Consider the following 20,579-nt stretch of genomic DNA (forward strand, 5'->3'; position numbering starts at 1 on the left):
GCGAGGAGTAAGGCCATTTCTGTGCAGGTGATGGACGAGACCGACGGCGCGCTGCGCGAGGCCGCGGCCCTCGTCCGCGAGGTTCCGGACTTCCCGGAGCCCGGTGTGCTGTTCCGCGACATCGGGCCGATGCTGGCCAGCGGTCCGGCGTTGGGCGCCGTGGTGTCCGCGCTCGGCCGCAGCGCCGAGTTCGACGTGGTCGCCGGGGTGGAGGCGCGCGGATTCCTGGTGGGCGCCGCGGTCGCGCAGGCGTTCGGCACCGGAGTCATCGGGCTGCGCAAGCCCGGCAAGCTGCCCGCCGTGGCCGACCGGATCGACTACGCGCTGGAGTACGGGACGGCCGCCCTCGAACTGCCCGCGGACACATTGCGGGCCGGGCAGCGGGTGCTGGTGGTCGACGACGTCCTGGCCACCGGCGGCACGCTCGGCGCGGCCTGCTCCCTGGTGCGCCAGTCGGGCGCCGAGGTGGCCGCGGCCGCTGTGGTGCTCGAACTGACCGCGCTCCGAGGGCGCCGCAACCTGCCGGGCGAACCGGTCGAGGCGCTGCTGCAGGTGTGATGCGCTCGCGTGATCGGCGCGGGTGAACGGCCGCCGGCGGTCCGCCGCACGAACCGACCGCCGGCCGCGTCACACGTGTCCCTGGGAAGGTCCGGGTCGGGCGCGGCGTTATTCTCGGTGTTCGGGTCCTTCAACCCCGGACCTGGGACGGATACGACCTGCCCGGGAGCGTGTGGTGAGCCAGAACGTCGATTCCCCGGCCTCGACGACCGACGAGGTCGCCGAGCCGCGTCCCGCGTCCGCGACCAGGCGGGTGCGCGCCCGGCTGGCCAGGCGGATCACCGCGCAGCGCGGAGCGCAGGTCAAACAAGTCCTCGAACCACTGGCCACGGTGCACCGCGAACTGCACCCGCAGGCCGATCTGGGGTTGCTGCAGCGCGCTTACAACGTCGCCGAGGACAAGCACAGCGAGCAGAAGCGCAAGTCCGGCGACCCCTACATCACGCACCCGCTGGCCGTGGCCACCATCCTGGCCGAACTCGGCATGGACACCACCACGCTGATCGCCGGGCTGCTGCACGACACCGTGGAGGACACCGACTACTCGGTGGACAAGCTCAGCGAGGACTTCGGCGAGGAGGTCGCGCACCTCGTCGACGGGGTGACCAAGCTGGACAAGGTCAAACTCGGCGCGGCGGCCGAGGCCGAGACCATCCGCAAGATGGTCATCGCCATGGCCCGCGATCCGCGGGTGCTGGTGATCAAGCTCGCCGACCGGCTGCACAACATGCGCACCATGCGCTTCCTGCCGCCGGAGAAGCAGGCGCGCAAGGCCCGCGAGACGCTGGAAGTGCTGGCCCCGCTCGCGCACCGGCTGGGCATGGCCACGATCAAGTGGGAGCTGGAGGACCTGGCCTTCGCCATCCTGCAGCCCAAGAAGTACGACGAGATCGTGCGCCTGGTCGCCAATCGGGCGCCGTCCCGGGACACCTACCTGCGCACCGTCATCGACGAGCTCTCCCAGCAGCTCGACACCGCGCGGCTCGCGGCCAAGGTGGAGGGACGGCCGAAGCACTACTACTCGATCCACCAGAAGATGATCGTGCGGGGCCGCGACTTCGACGACATCCACGACCTGGTGGGCGTGCGGATCCTGGTGGACGAGATCCGGGACTGCTACGCGGCGATGGGCGTGGTGCACGCGCTGTGGCAGCCGATGCCGGGGCGGTTCAAGGACTACATCGCCCAGCCGCGGTTCGGTGTGTACCAGTCGCTGCACACCACGGTGATCGGTCCCGAGGGCAAACCGCTGGAAGTGCAGATCCGCACGCACGAGATGCACCGCACCGCCGAGTACGGCATCGCCGCGCACTGGCGCTACAAGGAGACCAAGGGGCGCAACGGCGGTGGTCAAGGCGGCGTCGAGGTCGACGAGATGGCCTGGATGCGCCAGCTGCTGGACTGGCAGCGCGAGGCCGCCGACCCGGGCGAGTTCCTGGAGTCGCTGCGCTACGACCTGGCCACCCGCGAGATCTTCGTGTTCACGCCCAAGGGCGATGTGATCACGCTGCCGTCCGGGTCCACCCCGGTCGACTTCGCCTACACGGTGCACACCGAGGTCGGGCACCGCTGCATCGGCGCGCGGGTCAACGGCCGGCTGGTCGCCCTGGAGCGCAAGTTGGAGAACGGCGAGGTCGTGGAGATCTTCACGTCCAAAGCGGAGGGTTCCGGGCCCAGCCGGGACTGGCTGTCCTTCGTGGCCTCGCCGCGCGCCAAGACCAAGATCAAGCAGTGGTTCGCCAAGGAGCGCCGCGAGGAGGCGATCGAGTCCGGCAAGGACATGATCGCGAAGGAGATCCGCAGGCTCGGGCTCCCGGTACAGCGGCTGGTCTCGGCCGAGACGCTGGGCGCGGTCGCGCGCGAGCTGCACTACGTCGACGTGACCGCCCTGTACGCGGCGGTCGGCGAGCGGCAGATCTCCGCGCAGCACCTGGTGCAGCGGCTGGTCGCGTTCATCGGTGGCACCGAGCAGGCCGAGGACGAGATCGCCGAGCGCTCCACCCCGTCCACGCTGCGCGGCAAGCAGCGGCAGAGCAGCGGCGATCCGGGTGTGGTGGTGCAGGACGCGGGCGACGTCTGGGCGAAGCTCGCGCGCTGCTGCACCCCGGTCCCCGGCGACGACATCCTCGGGTTCGTCACGCGCAGCGGTTACGTGAGCGTGCACCGCACCGACTGCACCAACGCCGACGACCTGCGCAAGGCGCCGGAGCGGCTGGTGGACGTGCACTGGGCGCCGTCGGCGTCCTCGGTGTTCCTGGTCGCCATCCAGGTGGAGGCGCTGGACCGGCACCGGCTGCTGTCCGACGTGACGAAGGTGCTGGCCGACGAGCGGGTGAACATCCTGTCCGCCTCGGTGACCACCTCGAAGGATCGGGTGGCGGTCAGCAAGTTCTCGTTCGAGATGGGCGACCCGAAACACCTCGGGCACGTGCTCAAGGCGGTGCGCAACATCGAGGGTGTCTACGACGTCTACCGGGTCACCTCGGCGTCCTGACCTGCGGCGGTCCGGGGCCTCCCGCGGGCGACCCCGGACCAGCTGCTCAGTTGCGGAGCTGCGCCGTGGCGATCTGCACCGGCCGCTGGGGCGCGCCGTCGGACTGGCCGCCTTCGGCGCCGGCCTCCGCTACGCCGTCCAGCGCGCGCAGGCCCGGCTCGTCGATCCGGCCGAAGACGGTGTACTCCGGCGGCAGGTAGGAGTCCTCGTAGACCATGAAGAACTGGCTGCCGCCGCTGTTCGGCTGCGCGGACTTGGCCATGGCCAGCGTGCCGCGCGGGTAGACGACGGCTCCGCCCCGGTCGTAGGGGGCGGGGGCCGGGGCCAGGTCCTGCGGCGGCTCGTCGCGCATCGCGTATCCGGGCCCGCCGCTGCCGGAGCCGGTCGGATCGCCGCACTGCAGCACCTTGAGGCCCTCGCCGGTGGTGAGCCGGTGGCAGGCGGTGTCGTCGAAGTACTGCGCCTGCACCAGGTGTTGGAAGCTCTGCACCGCGCAAGGTCCTTGTGCGCGGTCCAGGGTCAGCCCGATCTCGCCCTGGCTGGTGTCCAGCGACACCGGGACCGTTCCCTCGGCCGGGGTCGGGTCCGGATCCTCGGGCGACTCGACGGGTTTCGCCGCCCCGTCCTGGCTCGGGGTGAAGCACGGGCCCCCGGGATCGGCAGCGGGCTGCTGCGCGGCCCCGTCGCCCTCGGCGGCGGGAGCGTCCCCGCCGCGGGTCAGGTAGACGACGCCGACCACGACGGCCACCACTGCGACCACCGCCACGACCGCGGTGATGACGCGCCGCCGCTTCGCCTGCTGCGCGTGCCGCGCCAGCCGGTCTTCGAGCGTGCGCTTGGCATCCCGGCGGCGCTGTTCGTTGCCGGGACCCCCGCTGCTGGTTCCCCCGTTGCTGGTTCCCCCGTTGCTGGGCCCTTCGCTACTGGGCAAAGCTGCTCCCTCCCCGGAATTCGGCGGACCGATCTCGTGCGGAGTTTATGGGGTGCGCGGCCGCAGCGGATCTCCAGCCCGCGGCGCGTCGGCCCCTGCCCTGGGGCGGGATCCGGCGGGGACAGCACCGGACGGCGGGGCGAGCGCGATAACCTAGGGTGGATCGATCCGCCTCGCCGGGCCCGCGGGCCCGGGCGTTGCGCCAGCCCAACCCCGACGAAAGGTCGCGTCCCGTGCTTGTCCTCGGGTTCCCGGCAGGGCCGCTGCAGGCGAACTGCTACCTCATCGCGCGCGGCGAGGGCGAGCCGTGCGTCATCGTCGACCCCGGCCAGGACGCGGCCGACCCGGTGCGCGAGCAGGTGCGCAAGTACTCGCTGACCCCGGAAGGGGTGCTGCTCACGCACGGGCACTTCGACCACGTGCTCTCCGCGGGACCGGTGACCGCCGAGCACGGCTGCCCCGCTTGGGTGCACCCGGCCGACCGGTACATGCTCGACGATCCGGGCGCCGCGCTCGGTCCGGCGGGCAAGGAGCTGTTCGGCGACGGTCCGGCCGCGCAAGTCCCGGACGACGTGCGCGATCTCGCCGACGGTCAGCAGCTGGACGTGGCCGGGATGCGGTTCGAGGTCACGCACAGCCCGGGCCATACCGGCGGGTCGGTGCTGTTCGGCGCGGGAACGGACGAGGGCGGCCGGCTGCTGCTGGCCGGGGACACCCTGTTCGCCGGTGCCATCGGGCGCACCGACCTGCCCGGCGGCGACCACGCGCAGATGCAGCGCTCGCTGAGCGCGCTGCTGCCGCTGGACGACGAGACCGTCGTGCTGCCGGGCCACGGGCCCACGACCACCATCGGGCGCGAGCGCGCGAGCAATCCGTTCCTGCAGGAACTGCCCGCGCCCGGCGCCTTCTCCTGACGAGGACTGAACCAACCGGCATGAGCACGTTCACCGCCCCCAAGGGCATCCCGGAGTACTACCCGCCCGAATCCGCAGGGTTCCTCGCGGTCCGCGACACGCTCGCCGACGCGGCCCGCCGGGCCGGTTACGGCTACATCGAGCTGCCGCTGTTCGAGGACACCGCGCTGTTCGCCCGCGGCGTCGGCGAGTCCACCGACGTGGTCAGCAAGGAGATGTACACCTTCGCCGACCGCGGCGGCCGGTCGGTCACGCTGCGCCCCGAGGGCACCGCGGGCGTGATGCGCTCGGTCATCGAGAACGGCCTGGACCGCGGCCAGCTGCCGGTGAAGCTGTACTACGGCGGCGCGTTCTTCCGCTACGAGCGCCCGCAGGCCGGTCGCTACCGCCAGCTGCAGCAGGTCGGCGTCGAGGCGATCGGGGTGGACGACCCGGCGCTGGACGCCGAGGTCATCGCCGTCGCCGACGAGGGCTACCGGCGGCTGGGGCTGACCGGGCACCGCATCGAGCTCACCTCGCTCGGCGACGAGACCTGCCGACCCGAATACCGCGCCCGGCTGCAGGAGTTCCTGCGCGGCCTGTCGCTGGACGAGGACACCCGCAACCGGGTGGAGATCAACCCGCTGCGGGTGCTCGACGACAAGCGGCCGGAAGTGCAGGAGCAGCTCACCGGCGTCCCGCTGATGATCGACCACCTCTCCGACACGGCCCGCGAGCACTACGAGGCAGTCAAGGCGCACCTGGCCGACCTCGGGGTGCCGTTCACCGAGAACCCGCGGCTGGTGCGGGGATTGGACTACTACACCAAGACGACGTTCGAGTTCGTGCACGACGGGCTCGGTTCGCAGTCCGGGATCGGCGGTGGCGGCCGCTACGACGGGCTCATGGCCGAACTGGGCGGGCAGGAGTTCTCCGGCGTCGGGTTCGGGCTGGGCGTGGACCGCACGCTGCTGGCCTGCCGGACCGAGGGGCTGTCCGTCGGCGACCAGGCGCGCTGCGAGGTGTACTGCGTCCCGCTGGGCGAGCCGGCCAAGCGGCGCCTGGTGTCGGTGGCGGGTGCGCTGCGCGCGGCCGGGGTGCGGGTGGACCTCTCCTACGGCGGCAAGGGGCTGAAGGGCGCGATGAAGGCGGCCGATCGCTCCGGCGCCCGGTACGCGGTGGTGTTGGGCGAGCGGGACATCGAGGAGGGCTCCGCCCAGCTCAAGGACCTCGGCAGCGGGGAGCAGCGCCCGATCGCGCTGGACTCCGCGGTGGACGAGATCCGCGCGGCGGTGTCCGGTGCGTCCGAGGTGGCGCCGTGATCGACCAGGGCCGGATCGAGCTCAACCTGCTCGACCGCAGCACGGTGCGCACCCGCGCGCGCAACGTCGCGATCGCGGCGGTCGTGCTGGGTGCCGCGGTGGGCGGTGTTTTCGGCCTGTTCGCCGGGGTCACCGGGTTCGCGATCGCCGGGCTGGTGATCGCGCTGCCGTTCCTGCTGCTGGCGGTCACCGAGGCGCGCAAGACGACGTTCCTGCAGGACGGCACCGTGTCGGTGCGCGCGCTGGGCACCCGCAGCGTTGCGCTGGGCAGCGCCGAGCGGCTGGACGTGATCGTCACCGACCTGCGCGGCGCCCGCACGGTGAACCTGCTGGTGCGCGGGCGGTCCCGCCGCGCGTTGACCGTCTCGCTGGCGATGTACGCCGGGACCGGGGGACGTGAGCTGGGCATCTACGAGCTGCGCAGGCTCGCGGACGCGCTGGCGTCTACCGGGAGTGCGCAGGCGCTGGTGCTCTCCGAGCTGATCGTGGCGCAGCTGCGCGCCGAAGCCCGGGGTGACGGCGCCCCGGACCGCCCGCTGTACCGGTTGGCTTCGCTCGCACCGGAGGGCCGGGTGGCGCAGCAGCTCAAACCCGAGGCGGTGGCCCGGTTCGTCGCCGAACTGGACGGCTGAGCTCACGGCCGCCTGCGGCGTTCCGGCAACCGGTCGACGAGCCGCCCGACGCGCTCGGTGGTGCCCTGCAGCGGCCCGAGCGCACCGGCCAGCACCCGGATCGACTCGTCCAACGCGGCGGTGGTCTCGGCCAGTCCCTGGATCTCCGGTTCGAGTGCGCGCAGGTCGCAGGCCACCGCCACGACCTGTTCGTGCAGCATCCGCAGCTGTTCCAGCGTTTCCGGCAGGTGGCGGACCTGTGCGGCGAGTTCGTCGAGGGTGCTGCGGGCCTCGGCCAGCTGCGCCAGCGCATCGGCCGCCGGTGCCAGCCGGTCCAGTGCCCGGACCAGGTCCGGCAGGCTCTGGATCGCGGACAGCACGGCCCCGGTTTCCCGCGCGGCCCGCACGCCCGCGGTGACCAGCCCGCTGACCAGGACGACCGGGGCGGTGGCCGCGGTGGCGAGGGCGGGTAACGGTGCGCCGGTGTCGGCTCGCGTTCGCATGGCCGCCAGTCTGCTGGACCCGGCCGCCGCTCGACAGTCCTTCGGTCGAGCTCAGCTGCGGCGCAGGATCGCCGTGCCCGCGCTGCCCGCGGCGGCTTCACCGATCCGGTCGGCCACGGACGGCTGCGCGGGCTGCGGCGTCGCGGGTTCGCGCACCGCCACGGCCGCGGCGATCGCGGTGGTGATGGGCACGGCCGCCACCAGCCCGATGCTGCCCACGAGGGTGCGCACCACTTCCTGCGCGACGGCCTGCGTGGTGATGACCTGCTGGAAACCGCTGCCGGACAGCGAATACGCCAGCAGCAGCGGCAGCGCGGCACCTGCGTAGGCGAGTACCAGGGTGTTGACCGCGGAGGCGACGTGGTCCCGACCGATGCGCAGCCCCGCCCGGTAGAGCTGGCGCCAGCTGAGCGCGGGGTTGGCGCTGCGCAGCTCCCAGACCGCGCTGGTCTGCGTGACGGTGACATCGTCGAGCACGCCGAGCGCACCGATGACGATGCCGGCCAGCAGCAGTCCGCGGGTGTCGATGCCCGGTCCGAGCGCGCCGAGCAGTCCGGAGGCCTCCTCGTCGAGCCCGGTGAGCTTCGCGGTGGCCGCGAACAGCGCGCTGAGCGCGCCGATCAGCGCCAGGCTCAGCAGCGTGCCGAGCACGGCGGTCGAGGTGCGCGCGGAGAACCCGTGCGTGAGGTACAGCGCCGCGAACATGATCAGACCCGCGCCGACCACGGCCACCAGCAGCGGGGCCTGCCCGGCCAGGATCGCCGGCAGCACGAACCCGACGAGCACGAGGAAGCTGATCCCGAGCGCGGTGAGCGCCCGGACGCCCTGCATCCGGCCGAGCACCACCACGGCGGCGGCGAACACCAGCCCGAGCACGAGCAGCGGTGCGCCGCGCTGGTAGTCGACCACCTCGTAGGAGGAGGGTTCGGCCGGGTCCGATCCCGCGTAGCTGAGCACGATGTCGTCGCCGACGGCGAACCGCGGAATCCCCGGATCGCTGGTGGGTACCAGCAGCTCGATCTGCGTGTCGGGACGCGGTCCGTCCTGCATCAGCACCCCGAGCGTGGCGCAGCCGCTCCCGGAGGGGTCCTGCGTGCACGAGCTGGCCGTCGCCGACTGCACGGTGGCGTTGACCGGGTGCTGCCCGAACCCGAGGTCCGTTCCGCCGCGCGGGTTTTCGCCGTAGGGGTAGAGCAGCGCCGCCCCGGCCACCACGGCGAGCGCGAACGGGATCAGCAGCGCCGCCAAGAGCCGCTTGGCCTGCCGCGAGGCCGGTGCTGCCGAGCGCCCATGTCCGTGACCGTGACCGGCGGAGGGGGCTTCGGCGGGTGTGCCGGCGCCGGTGTTCACGGACGGCCGCGCGGATCCGGGTGCGCGTGGCCGCCGGCGTCCGGGCGGCGGGGTGTTCCCGTTTCCGGTCTGGCTGCTGTCGGTCACGCGGACGATTATGGACAACTGCGGGTGCGTGCTCGCGGGTGCGGTCAGTCGACGTCCAGCGAGCGGCGTTCGGACCAGATCTGCTCCCACGGCGCGGTTCGACCGGTCAGCAGCCACACGTCGAAAGCGCCATCCTGCTTGTGTAGCGCGCGGATCCCGGTGAAGTGGTGGCCGCGTCCGCGGTGTTGCGGGCGACTTCCTCGCCCATCGCGGCCGATTGCCCGGCCGGCTGCACCGCCTCCCTGCGGGTCACTCGGGAGGGTGGAGCAGCTCGACAAGGATTCGAATCCGTGTTCGAATAGGGTCATGCGTTGGGAACAGCAGCGGGTAGCGCCTCCGGCGGCCGCGGCCGAGCTGCCACTGGACCTGCCGGAACCGCAGGTGGCGCGCGGCGGCGGCCGGGGCGGTCTGCGCCTGCCGGACCCGGTGCCGATCGAGTCCGGCACCGAGGACGCTTACGCCATCGAGATCCGGGCGAAGTCGATCATCAACCGGGTCCCGGGGGAGTCGCACGTGCCGTTCGCGCACACCGTCAACCCGTACCGCGGCTGCGGGCACGCGTGCCGGTACTGCTTCGCGCGCGGCACGCACACCTACCTGGACCTGGACGCCGGCCACGACTTCGACAGCAAGATCGTGGTCAAGGTCAACGCGGCGGAACTGCTGCGCCGGGAACTCGCGCATCCGCGCTGGCGAGGCGATCCGATCGCGATGGGCACGAACACCGACCCGTACCAGCGCGCGGAGGGCCGCTACCGGCTGATGCGCGGGATCCTCGGCGCCCTGCGCGACCGCGCCAACCCGTTCTCGGTGCTCACCAAGGGCACGCTGATCCTGCGCGACCTGGACCTGTTCCAGCAGGCCGCGCAGCGCTGCGAGGTCTCCGTGGCGGTGTCCATCGGCTCGGTCGACGAGCAGCTGTGGCGCGAGGTCGAACCCGGCACGCCGTCCCCGCTGCGCAGGCTGGACGTCGTCCGGCAGTTCGTCGAAGTCGGTATCGGCTGCTCGGTGCTGATGGCCCCGGTGCTGCCCGGGCTCAGCGACTCCGCCGAGCAGATCGACGAGACCGTCGCCGCGCTCACCGAGGCGGGAGCGACCGGCATCACGCCGATCGTGCTGCACCTGCGGCCAGGGGCGCGCGAGTGGTACCGCAAGTGGCTCACCGAGACGCGGCCCGACCTGCTCGACCTGTACTCCCGGCTGTACCGGGACCGCTCCTACGCGCCGCAGTCGTACCAGCGCGAAGTGCTGGCCGCGGTAGCCGAAGCTCAGCAGCGCCACCACGAGCGGCACCCGGATCCCGGCGGAGAATTCCGCGCGGTGGGGCCGCAGCCGCCCGCCGAGTCCACTTCGGAGGCCGCCCAGCTCAGCCTGCTCTGAATTCCACTCCGCACGTCCGATTCATCGCGCACCGGGAATCGAGTCCGGCCGATCGCGGGCGGTTGCACGGTACCGTTCCCGCGTGTCGCACCGGACAATTCCGCCCCCGCGGGTATCCGCCCGCGGGCGCATCCGGCCCGCGGCGCCCGGAAATCCTGAACTCGGGACGGAATCCCGAACCCGGGGCGTGATCACCGCCCGGAATCGCCCAGGTCCGGATCCCAGCGCACCCCGAACACGCCCATCCCGAAGTCCAGTGCCACCGCGTGCGTGCGGCCGAACCGGTCCACCACGAGCGGTTTCGGCGGTTCGATCTCCTGAGTGGTCGAATCGCCCACGTAGCTCTCCGTGCGCCGCGGCGGATGCGCCGGATCGAACTGCAACTCCACCACGTACTGGCGCACCGGCAGCCGGAACAGCCGCGCGAAGCTGTGCTCCACCTCGTTCTCCGGCGTCGGCGGGTCGGCGATCTCGTACTCGAACAGCACCGTGTCCCCGCGCTCCAGCGTCCGGTCGAACACGAGCTCGGCGACGACCAGATCGCGGGCGTGATCGGTGAGGACCTTGCCCAACCGCACCGACCGGATCGGCCGGATCACCGGATCGGTGTCCGAAGTGGACGCCCCGTCGAACATGATCACGCAGCGGTCGACGCCGTTCGCCTCCGACCGCACCAGTTTTCGGGTGCGGATCCTGGTCAGCTCACCCGACCGGTCGACGTGCACGATGTCGTGGTGGTTCAACCTGGTGAGCTGGCTGTCCTGCGTCGTATCGATCTTGGTGAGCAGTTCCTCGGCCGATGCGTTCTCCGCCCACAACGAGCTCAGCGGCGGGGCGTCGGACACCGCCTGCCGGGTGCGCCCGCGCGGGCGCGGCGGCCCCAGCAGTGCGGACAACGATCCGTCCGGAACGGACAGCACGTTTTCCAACTCACGCAGTGCCAGCAGGGAATCCGGCCGTTCCGGGCGGCGGCGGCCCGATTGCCAGTAGCTCAGCGCGGTGATGCTCACCGGAGTTCCGCGGGTGCGCAGCCGGTGCTGGATGCGCTCCAGGCTCAGCCGGCTGGAGCGGATCGCGGTACGCAGCGCCACTTCGAACGGGCCGGTGCGCAGCAGCTCGGCGAGCTCCGCGGACAGCACACCGCTCTGCCGCTGGTCCGCGCCGTTGCGGGCGGGCGACGGGCGGGAGTCGGTTTTCGGGCCGGTCATCGTTACTCCTCGTATCCGCCGAATTCCGAACTCACGCTAATCAGGGACGCAATCCGGTGCAACGACCGAGTTCCGGCACAAACCTACTGCTAAAGGAGGAATAAGACGTCGTTGAGCGGGAGATCAACCTGTTCTTGATGCTCCGCTCACCGGGTCGTTACCGAGCACTTTTCGAAACTTCCCCGGGGCGCCGTTCCGCAACTCCCCCGGGACGCCGTTCCGCAACTTCCGAGGGCCCCGTTCCGCGTCGCGGGAACCCGGGCCCAACCGACCCCGCGCATGCGGGGACTGCCCGCTGCGGACCGGTGGGCACCGGCTAGCCTGGTGCATCGCGTTCGTGCTGCAGGAACCCGCGCTCACGCGCGCGGGGTGTCCCGGCACACCCGACAGGACAGCCCGGCGTCGGCAGGCGGCACGACGACGCCCGGCGCCGGAGAGCGACAAGAGGAGTTCAGTACCCGTGATGCGCACGCACGAGGCCGGATCGCTGCGAGCCGGCCAGGCAGGCCGGACCGTCACCCTCGCCGGATGGGTGGCGCGGCGCCGCGATCACGGCGGGGTGATCTTCATCGATCTGCGCGATGCCTCCGGCGTGGCCCAAGTGGTCTTCCGCGAGGGAGAGATGGCCGAGCGGGCGCATCGCCTGCGCGCGGAGTTCTGCCTCCGGATCACCGGTGAGGTCGTGCAGCGGCCCGCGGGCAACGAGAACCCCGAGATCGGCACCGGCCAGATCGAGGTGACCGCCACCGATCTGGAGGTGCTGTCCGAATCGGCGCCGCTGCCGTTCCAGTTGGACGAGAACGTGGAGGTCGGCGAGGAAGTCCGGCTCAAGTACCGCTACCTCGACCTGCGCCGCCCGCAGGCGGCCGAGGCGATGCGGATGCGCAGCGCCGCCAACCGTGCCGCCCGCGATGTGCTGCACGGCAGGGACTTCGTCGAGATCGAGACCCCGACCATGACGCGGTCCACACCCGAGGGGGCCCGCGACTTCCTGATCCCGGCCCGCCTGCAGCCGGGCAGCTGGTACGCGCTGCCGCAGTCGCCGCAGCTGTTCAAGCAGCTGCTCATGGTCGGTGGGATGGAGCGCTACTTCCAGATCGCGCGCTGCTACCGCGACGAGGACTTCCGCGCCGACCGCCAGCCCGAGTTCACCCAGTTGGACATCGAGATGAGCTTCGTCGACTCCGACGACGTCATCGACCTGGGCGAGGAGATCCTGGCCCGGCTGTGGCGGGAGCTGGCCGACCACGAGATCCCGCGCCCCATCCCGCGGATCACCTACGCCGAGGCCATGGCCAAGTACGGCACCGACAAGCCGGACCTGCGCTACGGCCTGGAGCTGACCGAACTCACCGAGTACTTCGCCGACACCCCGTTCCGCGTGTTCCAGGCGCCCTACGTGGGGGCGGTGGTCATGCCCGGCGGGGCGGACCAGCCGCGGCGCAGGCTCGACGCGTGGCAGGACTGGGCCAAGCAGCGCGGCGCCAAGGGGTTGGCCTACGTGCTCGTGGGTGGCGACGGCTCGCTGTCCGGGCCAGTGGCCAAGAACCTCTCCGACGCGGAACGTGAAGGGCTGGCCGCGGCCGCGGGCGCCGAGCCGGGCGACTGCGTGTTCTTCGCCGCCGGGCAGCGCGCGGCCTCCCGCGGCCTGCTCGGCGCGGTGCGCCAGGAGATCGCCGAGAGCGGCGGGCTGATCGACGAGAACGCTTGGTCGTTCGTGTGGGTCGTGGACGCGCCGATGTTCGAACCGGTCGCCGAGACCGAGGACGTCGCCGTCGGCACCGGCCGGTGGACCGCGGTGCACCACCCGTTCACCGCACCGAACGACGACTGGACGCAGTCCTTCGACCGGGATCCGGAGCACGCGCTGGCCGCGGCCTACGACATCGTGTGCAACGGCAACGAGATCGGCGGCGGCTCCATCCGCGTGCACCGCGCGGACATGCAGCAGCGCATCTTCGAGATCCTGGGCATCTCGGACGAATCGGCGCAGGAGAAGTTCGGCTTCCTGCTGGAGGCGCTCAAGTACGGTGCTCCGCCGCATGGCGGCATCGCTTTCGGGTGGGACCGGATCTGCATGCTGCTGGCCGGGGTCGACTCGCTGCGCGATGTCATCGCGTTCCCGAAGAGTGGCGGCGGTTTCGACCCGCTGACCGGTGCGCCGGCGCCGATCACCGCGGCGCAGCGCAAGGAGGCCGGGGTGGACGCGAAACCGGCCGGCGGTGCGGGCGCGGGCGAGCGGTCCGGCGGGGAGCAGCCCGCGCGGTGAGCCGGCGGTGCACCCGGTTTCCGCGTCGGTTGCGCGATCGATTCCCGGGTGCAACGTCCTCGTCGCCGTGATCCGTCACTGTGCCGGGTGGTGGTGCGCGAGTCGCCGCGGGAGCGGGTGCCGGGCCGCGTCGCACCGGGGGGTGCACGCAGCGGGCAGGGTGCTCACCCGCCGTGCGCCACTTGACCGGTCATGCCCGAACGGGCTCAGGTTGTGGGGGTAGTGTCAGGAGACGATGAGCGTGGAGATCACCACCGGCCCCCCGGAAGTTCGCGTTCCCGCGAGCACGGGGGCGACCGATACCGTCGCGACCGCGGAGTCCGTGCTGAGCAAGCGCACGGGTGCCGCGGTCCGGCTGGCTGATGCCGAAGATCTCGGAGGCAGCGACCGCTCCGTCGTGATGCGGGTGCGCGTTGCCGAATCGCCGTTCGAACTGCCGCGCACGCTGGTGGTCAAGCACTACGGGGCCTGCCCGGAAGAAGCCAGGTCGGACCCCTTCGCGCACGAGGCGGCCAGCTGCCAGCTCACGACCGCGCTGTCCCCCGAGGCCCGGGTCGGCCCGGAGCTCATCGCGCACGACGCTGGTGCGCGGTTGCTGGTGCTGGAGGACCTCGGCCGCGGTTCCACGCTGGCCGACGTGCTGTTCGCCGACGACCCGCGGGCGGCCGAGCGCGCTCTGCTGGCGTGGGCGCGGGCGCTCGGCAGGCTGCACAGCACCACAGCAGGCTGCGAGGCCGATTTCGACGCGCTCATGCGCAGGCTGGGCACCAACTCGTGGACCGACCCGGTCGCCGACGACATCGTGCGGTCGCTGTCCGAACTGCCGGGCCTGCTGGAGCAGACGCTGGGCGTGCCGACGCCGGACGCGGTGGCCGGCAAGCTCGGCAGCGCCGCGGAGCTGTTGCGCTCCAGCCGCTGCCGGGCGTTCAGCCCCTCGGACATCTGCCCGGACAACAGCCTGGTGACCGGCAGCGGGGTGCGGTTCCTGGACTTCGAGTGGGGCTGCGTGCGCGATGTGGCGCTGGACGCGGCCTACCTGCAGTACCCGTTCCCGTCCTCGTGGTGCGCCTACGCGCTCCCGGACAACCTCGCCGAGAGCATGCTGTCCACCTGGCGCTCGGAGATCGCCCAGGTGTGGCCGGAACTCGACGACGACGAGGTCCTGCTGCCGCGCCTGTTCGACGCCCAGCTGCTGTGGGTGTGGGTGTCCACGTGGTGGTTCCTCCCGCGGACCGGCGAGACCGACCGGCCCATCGACCTGCACATGCCGTCCCCGCGGCGCAGCACGGCGCTGGTGGACCGCTGGCGGCGGCTGCGGGACGACGCCGCAGCGGCGGACATGCCGCAGCTGGCGGAGTACGCGGACCGGTTGGTGGACGCCTTCGTCGAGCGGTTCGGCGCGGGCGCGCTGCACCTGATGCGCTACCCCGCTTTCCGCGGCGACGAGGAGCAGTGAGCCCGTTCCCCGGGTAGCTTTCGTCGCCCAGGTGCGGGCGGTGCGGGACCGACGCTGTCCGGTCCCTCCCGGACGGCATCGGCCCGGCCGCGGCCGTCCGGGGCCGGGCCACCCGATGGCCGAGTGCTCGTGCGGCCCGGGTGGAAAGCGCAGCGTGTCGGTGGCGCAGCGACGAGGTGGTGCGATCATCCTCCGGTAGAGGAAGCGTTCGGCGTCCCAGTAGCGCATTGTTGATGGCGCGCGATGCGCGGGTCGTGTTTCCGGGATGTTTCCCGTTTTCGAGGTTCCTTCGCATCTTCCGAGTGCTGGTAATGTCGATCACATTTTTCCGGCGCATTCCGGCCTTTCCGGCCCTCCGTCGTCTCTCGCATGCCGGGACGGCGCACCCGCTTTCGGGTGAATTCCGCGGCGTACGGTGCATCAATGAACAGATGTTTATTCGTCGTCGAGGGTCACCTGATCCGCGACTTGCGCGAGCCGTGCGTGCATCGGATACCTTCAGTTCAACGTCTCGCTACTTTTCCCCGCTACCGTTGGTATGTCGGAGGGAACGGCTGCTCAATTCCAGGGGGTTCCGTGCAGGGCAGGCTCAGTCGGGTCGCGGCGTCAGGGTTGTTCCTGTTGTTCGCGATGGTGCTCGTCTGCCTCGCCCCGGTCGTGCAGACCACCGTGAGCGGTACCAGCACGAAGCGCTCCGCCCCCGTTGAGAACGAGATAGAACACCGCGACAGCACCAAGATTCGCGGCACGATCACGGCCCGCCGCAAGCGGTATCGGCCGCCGCACCCCCGCGCCCCGCTCCCGCACGAGTTGCTGGGCTTGCGGTCGGCTGCGGCACCGCAGACCGGGCCCCGGTGCCCGGGCGCGAACAAGCCGGTGCACCCGGTGGTGCGGTGGACGCATTCACCTCCTTCACTCCAGGTCTTCCGGCACTGAGGGTTTCCTGTTTCGAGGAACCGGCAGGCATTTCTCCCTGGAGTGAAAAAGAAAATGAGCTTCGACAGCATCGTGCAAAATGCACGACAGCACCATGACGTCTTCGCGCAGGACGACCGCGAGCAGCTCGCCGCAGGTCAGAAACCCGACGTCCTGTTCATCGGGTGCTCGGACTCGCGCGTGATCCCTTCCCGGATCACCGGAGCCGGGCCCGGTGAACTCTTCGAACTGCGCACCGCGGGCAATGTGGTGCCGAAGTACGACCCGAATTCCGCCACCGCCGAAATGGGCACCATCGAATACGCGGTGCTGCAGCTGAAGGTGCCGGAGATCGTCGTCTGCGGGCATTCGCACTGCGGCGCGGTGACCGCGCTGTCCATCGCCGGGCGCGGGCTCGGCGAGCTGCCCGCGCTGTGCACGTGGCTGGGCACCGACCAGCGCACCGGTGTGCAGCAGGTCGCCGACCCCGCGGTCCGCACCGAGAGCAAGCAGCACGTGTGCGACCAGCTCGACGCGCTGCGCGAGTACCCGTTCATCCAGGACCGCATCCAGAGCGGAGACCTGCGTCTGCACGGGTGGTTCTACGAGATCGACACGGGGCGCGTCGAGCAAACGCCGAGCGATCCCCGTGCGGAGTTCCTGCCGCTGTAACCCGCCCACGAGGGAGACACACCGGCGCCGGGAAGGCGCCGGTGCGATACCCGTCTCCCTCTTCCGGACCGCCTGGAGTGCACAGTGACGACTCAACTCGACTCGGAGAAGCCGGCGTCCAGCCGGTTCACCGAGTTCTTCCGACCGCCGAAGGGCACCCTCGGTGTCGACTTCGCCGCTTCCCTCGTGGTGTTCCTGGTGGCTCTGCCGCTGTGCGTCGGTGTGGCCGTCGCCTCCGGCGTGCCCGCCGAACTCGGCATCGTGACCGGCATCGTCGGCGGCATCGTCGTCGGCCTGCTGCCCGGATCGACGATGCAGGTCAGCGGTCCCGCCGCTGGCCTGACCGTGGTGGTCGCCGATGCGGTGGACCAGCACGGCCTGGCCACCCTCGGCATCATCGTGCTCGGTGCGGGTCTGCTGCAGATCCTGCTGGGCCTCAGCAGGCTCGGCACCTGGTTCCGGGCGATCTCGCCCTCCGTCGTGCAGGGCATGCTCGCCGGTATCGGCCTCGTGCTGATCCTCGGCCAGATCTACCCGGTCGGCGGCCTGCCGCAGCCGGACACCACCGGGGAGAAGTTCTCCGGGATCCCCGATCTGCTGGTGCAGACCTTCACCAGCGCAGCGGGCCTGAGCGGGCTCGCCCTCGCCGCGCTCACGCTGGCGCTCATGGGCGCCTGGAAGAAGGCACCCGCGAAGTGGCGCGTGGTTCCCGGCGCCCTGGTCGCCGTCACCGCGGCGAGCGCGGTCGCCGCGTTCACCGCGGCCCCGGTCAGCAAGGTCGAGGTCGGTTCGCTGCTGGCGGCGATCAACCCGCCGTCCGCCGGTGCGTGGGGCGACTTCTTCGCGCCCGCGGTGCTGGGTTCGATCCTGACCTTCGCGCTGATCGCCTCCGCGGAGAGCCTGTTCAGCGCCGCGGCCGTGGACCGCATGCACGACCGTCCCAAGACGCAGTACAACAAGGAACTCGTCGCCCAGGGCGCGGGCAACTCGGTGTGCGGCATGCTCGGCGCGCTACCGATGACCGCGGTGATCGTGCGCAGTTCGGCGAACGTGCAGGCCGGGGCGCGCACCAAGGCCTCCCGCGTGCTGCACGGCGTCTGGCTGCTGCTGTTCGTCATCGCACTGCCGGGGGTGCTCGGGTTCCTTCCCGAGGCGGTGCTGGGTGCGCTGCTCATCCAAGCCGGCTGGAAGCTGCTCGAACTGCGCAACGCGGTCGAGCTGATCAAGAGCAACCGCGGCGAGGCGTTCGTGCTGATCCTGACCACGACGATGATCGTGGCCACGGACCTGCTCATCGGGACGCTCACCGGTCTCGCGGTGGCCGTGGTCAAGACCGCGATCGAGATGTCGCGGCTGTCCGTGGCGTCCGAGCACGAGGACGAGCGCGTCCGCGTCGAGCTCGGCGGCAACGCCACGTTCCTGCGGCTGCCGCGGCTGCTGGACCACCTGGAGAACGTGCCGGCCGGCAAGGACGTGCACGTGGACATGACCGAGGTCCGCCACCTGGACCAGGCGTGCCACCAGGCCGTCGAGGACTGGGCCGCGCAGCAGCGGCGCAGCGACTGCAACGTCGAGGTCGCCATGCCCGCGGGCAGCAGGTGACGACCGCACCGGGCCGGACGTGACGGCGTCCGGCCCGGTCGGGGCCGCCGGGTAGCGTCGGTGGGGTGAGCGAAGGGCTGTTCGACGACGGGCTGTTCGGTGCCGCCACCGAGGACAAGGCGGGTGAGCGCCTGGCCGACAACGCGCCGCTGGCGGTGCGGATGCGGCCGCGCTCGCTGGAGGAGGTCGTCGGTCAGGACGACCTGCTCGCGCCCGGCGCCCCGCTGCGGCGGCTGGTGGAAGGCGGTTCGCGCTCCTCGCTGCTGCTCTACGGGCCGCCCGGTACGGGCAAGACCACGTTGGCCAACCTCGTCTCGCAGGCCACCGGGCGGCGGTTCGTGGCCCTGTCCGCGCTGTCCTCCGGCGTCAAGGAGGTGCGCGGGGTCATCGAGGAGGCCCGGCGCAGGCTCGGCCACTCCGCCGAGGCCACGGTGCTGTTCATCGACGAGGTGCACCGCTTCTCCAAGACCCAGCAGGACGCCCTGCTCGGCGCGGTGGAGGACGGCACGGTGCTGCTCGTGGCCGCCACCACGGAGAACCCGCACTTCTCCGTGGTCTCCCCGTTGCTGTCCCGCTCGCTGGTGCTGCAGCTGCGCAGCCTCGGTGAGGACGACATCCGCGAGCTGCTGGTCCGCGCGGTGGAATCCGAGCACGGGTTGAACGGGGCGGTGCGGTTGGAACCCGACGCCGAGGACCACCTGGTCGCGCTGGCCGGTGGCGACGCCCGCCGGGTGCTCACCGCGCTGGAGGCCGCCGCGGAATCGGCGGGAGCCACCGGTGCCGCGGTCGTCGACCTGGCCACGGTCGAGGCGACCGTGGACCGCGCGGCCGTGCTCTACGACCGGGACGGCGACCAGCACTACGACGTGGCCAGCGCGTTCATCAAATCGATCCGCGGTTCCGATGTGGACGCGGCGTTGCACTACCTGGCCCGGATGGTCGAGGCGGGGGAGGACCCGCGGTTCATCGCGCGCCGGCTCGTGGTGCACGCCAGCGAGGACATCGGCATGGCCGATCCCACCGCGCTGCAGGCCGCGGTGGCCGCATCGCAGGCCGTCCAGTTCATCGGCATGCCCGAGGGGCGGCTGGCGCTGGCGCAGGCGACCGTGCACCTGGCCACCGCACCCAAGTCCAACGCGGTGATCACCGCCATCGACGCGGCCATCGGGGATGTGCGCGCCGGCCGGGCGGGCCCGGTGCCGGCGCACCTGCGCGACGGGCACTACGCCGGTGCGCAGCAGCTCGGCCATGCCAAGGGCTACCGGTACCCGCACGACCGCCCGGAGGGCGTGCTGGCCCAGCAGTACCCGCCGGAGGAGCTGGCCGGGCGTGACTACTACCACCCGACCGGCCGCGGGGCCGAACGTCCGCTGCACGACCGGGTGGCCAAGCTGCGCGGCATCGTGCGCGGCGGGTGAGCTGCCGGGGGCACGTGCTCGCATGCGGTCTCCCCGCGGCGCAACCCGAAAGGCTCACGGCGGCCCGGGTGAGGCGGCTGCGGGACCGGCGCACCGCACCGGTAACCTGACCCGCGATCACAGACACCGGCGGCCGAGGGGCCGATCCGGTGGCGGCAAACACCTGAACCGGGAGGGCACGTGACGCCTACGCAGATCGCCGCGCTGATCGCCGCAGGTGCATTCGTGCTGCTGGTCGTGCTGCTGGCGATCCCGCTGATCAAACTCGGCCGCACCCTCGACGAGGCGACGACCGCGATCCGCAAGGCCCACGAGAACACCGACCCGCTGTTCACCGGTGCGAATTCGACGATCACGCACGTGAACACCCAGCTGGAGCGCGTCGACGGCATCACCGCCAACGCGAAGACGATCAGCGGTAACGCCTCGGCGTTGTCCTCGCTGTTCACCGCTACACTGGGTGGTCCGCTGGTGAAGACTGCGGCCTTCTCTTACGGGGTCAACAAGGCGCTCCGGTCCCGTCGGAAGCGGAAGCAGGAGCCCGCCGGCAAGCACTTCCGCACGCGCAAAGGGGGGCGCAAGTGAGGCGCCTGTTCTGGTTCGGCACCGGAGTCGCAGCCGGAGTCGCGTTGACCCGCAAGATCAACGAGACCACCCGCAAGGCCACCCCCGCGGGCATGGCCGAGCAGGTCGGCGGAGCCATGCGCGAGCTGGCGACCGCCGTCGGCTCGTTCGGCGCCGAGGTTCGCGCGGGCATGCAGGAGCGGGAAGGGGAGCTGCAGGACGTCGTCGCTCGCGATGACGACGCCGCGCGGCCGCGCCGGGCGGAGGTACCCGACGACGCCGGAGAGGCCCGCCGAGCTCGCCGGGCGGGACGCTGAGCGGGCCGCCCGCCGCATCCCGCCGAGAT

The 20,579-nt window shown here is 71.5% G+C and carries 17 protein-coding genes; 13 read left to right on the forward strand and 4 right to left on the reverse strand.

The genetic code is table 11. The annotated features are described in order from the left end of the window. The first annotated feature begins 30 nt into the window (after positions 1 to 30). Positions 31 to 558, forward strand: a complete 528-nt coding sequence (locus IQ251_RS02865) for an adenine phosphoribosyltransferase (protein WP_193926832.1) — start codon at positions 31 to 33, stop codon at positions 556 to 558. A gap of 175 nt (positions 559 to 733) precedes the next feature. Continuing rightward, positions 734 to 3,052 (forward strand): RelA/SpoT family protein, encoded by a 2,319-nt coding sequence (locus tag IQ251_RS02870; protein WP_193926833.1) that lies wholly within the window; start codon positions 734 to 736, stop codon positions 3,050 to 3,052. Between the two features lie 46 nt (positions 3,053 to 3,098). Here the strand turns inward: IQ251_RS02870 and IQ251_RS02875 are convergent, their stop codons facing one another. Next, complete coding sequence (locus tag IQ251_RS02875) at positions 3,099 to 3,983, reverse strand: peptidylprolyl isomerase (RefSeq protein WP_193926834.1); 885 nt, start codon at positions 3,981 to 3,983, stop codon at positions 3,099 to 3,101. A 233-nt stretch (positions 3,984 to 4,216) separates the two neighbouring features. Between IQ251_RS02875 and IQ251_RS02880 the strand changes: the two genes are divergently transcribed. Genes IQ251_RS02880 through IQ251_RS02890 form a run of 3 tightly spaced genes read left to right on the forward strand, consistent with a single transcriptional unit; the run spans position 4,217 to position 6,830 of the window. After that, positions 4,217 to 4,897 (forward strand): MBL fold metallo-hydrolase, encoded by a 681-nt coding sequence (locus tag IQ251_RS02880; protein WP_193926835.1) that lies wholly within the window; start codon positions 4,217 to 4,219, stop codon positions 4,895 to 4,897. Between the two features lie 20 nt (positions 4,898 to 4,917). Next, positions 4,918 to 6,198, forward strand: coding sequence for a histidine--tRNA ligase (hisS, locus tag IQ251_RS02885; RefSeq protein WP_193926836.1), 1,281 nt, complete (start codon positions 4,918 to 4,920; stop codon positions 6,196 to 6,198). Continuing rightward, positions 6,198 to 6,830, forward strand: a complete 633-nt coding sequence (locus tag IQ251_RS02890) for a hypothetical protein (protein ID WP_370591180.1) — start codon at positions 6,198 to 6,200, stop codon at positions 6,828 to 6,830. Before hisS ends, IQ251_RS02890 begins: the two co-directional genes overlap by 1 nt. Positions 6,831 to 6,832: 2 nt before the next feature. On the opposite strand, the gene IQ251_RS02895 is transcribed toward IQ251_RS02890, so the two are convergent. Next, a complete protein-coding gene (locus tag IQ251_RS02895; protein ID WP_193926838.1) occupies positions 6,833 to 7,312 on the reverse strand; it encodes a hypothetical protein in 480 nt (159 codons plus the stop codon). A 51-nt stretch (positions 7,313 to 7,363) separates the two neighbouring features. After that, positions 7,364 to 8,560, reverse strand: a complete 1,197-nt coding sequence (locus IQ251_RS02900) for a YibE/F family protein (RefSeq protein WP_228046019.1) — start codon at positions 8,558 to 8,560, stop codon at positions 7,364 to 7,366. A gap of 495 nt (positions 8,561 to 9,055) precedes the next feature. Between IQ251_RS02900 and IQ251_RS02905 the strand changes: the two genes are divergently transcribed. Continuing rightward, complete coding sequence (locus tag IQ251_RS02905; RefSeq protein ID WP_193926839.1) at positions 9,056 to 10,129, forward strand: Rv2578c family radical SAM protein; 1,074 nt, start codon at positions 9,056 to 9,058, stop codon at positions 10,127 to 10,129. 191 nt (positions 10,130 to 10,320) lie between these two features. On the opposite strand, the gene IQ251_RS02910 is transcribed toward IQ251_RS02905, so the two are convergent. Further along, entirely contained in the window at positions 10,321 to 11,337 is a 1,017-nt protein-coding gene (locus IQ251_RS02910; RefSeq protein WP_193926840.1) for a hypothetical protein, read from the reverse strand. 460 nt (positions 11,338 to 11,797) lie between these two features. Between IQ251_RS02910 and aspS the strand changes: the two genes are divergently transcribed. The 7 genes from aspS to IQ251_RS02945 all read left to right on the forward strand — a co-directional run bounded on the left by aspS (position 11,798) and on the right by IQ251_RS02945 (position 20,550). Next, positions 11,798 to 13,606: an aspartate--tRNA ligase gene (aspS, locus tag IQ251_RS02915; RefSeq protein ID WP_193926841.1), complete on the forward strand. Its 1,809-nt coding sequence runs from the start codon at positions 11,798 to 11,800 to the stop codon at positions 13,604 to 13,606. Between the two features lie 235 nt (positions 13,607 to 13,841). Further along, positions 13,842 to 15,062: a phosphotransferase family protein gene (locus tag IQ251_RS02920; protein WP_193926842.1), complete on the forward strand. Its 1,221-nt coding sequence runs from the start codon at positions 13,842 to 13,844 to the stop codon at positions 15,060 to 15,062. A 990-nt stretch (positions 15,063 to 16,052) separates the two neighbouring features. Beyond that, on the forward strand, positions 16,053 to 16,649 hold the full coding sequence (locus IQ251_RS02925) for a carbonic anhydrase (protein WP_193926843.1): 597 nt from the start codon (positions 16,053 to 16,055) through the stop codon (positions 16,647 to 16,649). An 84-nt stretch (positions 16,650 to 16,733) separates the two neighbouring features. After that, positions 16,734 to 18,251 (forward strand): SulP family inorganic anion transporter, encoded by a 1,518-nt coding sequence (locus IQ251_RS02930; RefSeq protein WP_193926844.1) that lies wholly within the window; start codon positions 16,734 to 16,736, stop codon positions 18,249 to 18,251. Between the two features lie 65 nt (positions 18,252 to 18,316). After that, positions 18,317 to 19,669 (forward strand): replication-associated recombination protein A, encoded by a 1,353-nt coding sequence (locus tag IQ251_RS02935; RefSeq protein WP_193926845.1) that lies wholly within the window; start codon positions 18,317 to 18,319, stop codon positions 19,667 to 19,669. A gap of 180 nt (positions 19,670 to 19,849) precedes the next feature. Further along, positions 19,850 to 20,254, forward strand: a complete 405-nt coding sequence (locus tag IQ251_RS02940; protein ID WP_193926846.1) for a DUF948 domain-containing protein — start codon at positions 19,850 to 19,852, stop codon at positions 20,252 to 20,254. Beyond that, complete coding sequence (locus IQ251_RS02945; protein ID WP_193926847.1) at positions 20,251 to 20,550, forward strand: hypothetical protein; 300 nt, start codon at positions 20,251 to 20,253, stop codon at positions 20,548 to 20,550. The genes IQ251_RS02940 and IQ251_RS02945 overlap by 4 nt, the downstream gene beginning before the upstream one ends. Positions 20,551 to 20,579 lie beyond the last annotated feature (29 nt).

The sequence above is a fragment of the Saccharopolyspora montiporae genome (genome assembly GCF_015209505.1).
GTDB lineage: Bacteria > Actinomycetota > Actinomycetes > Mycobacteriales > Pseudonocardiaceae > Saccharopolyspora > Saccharopolyspora montiporae.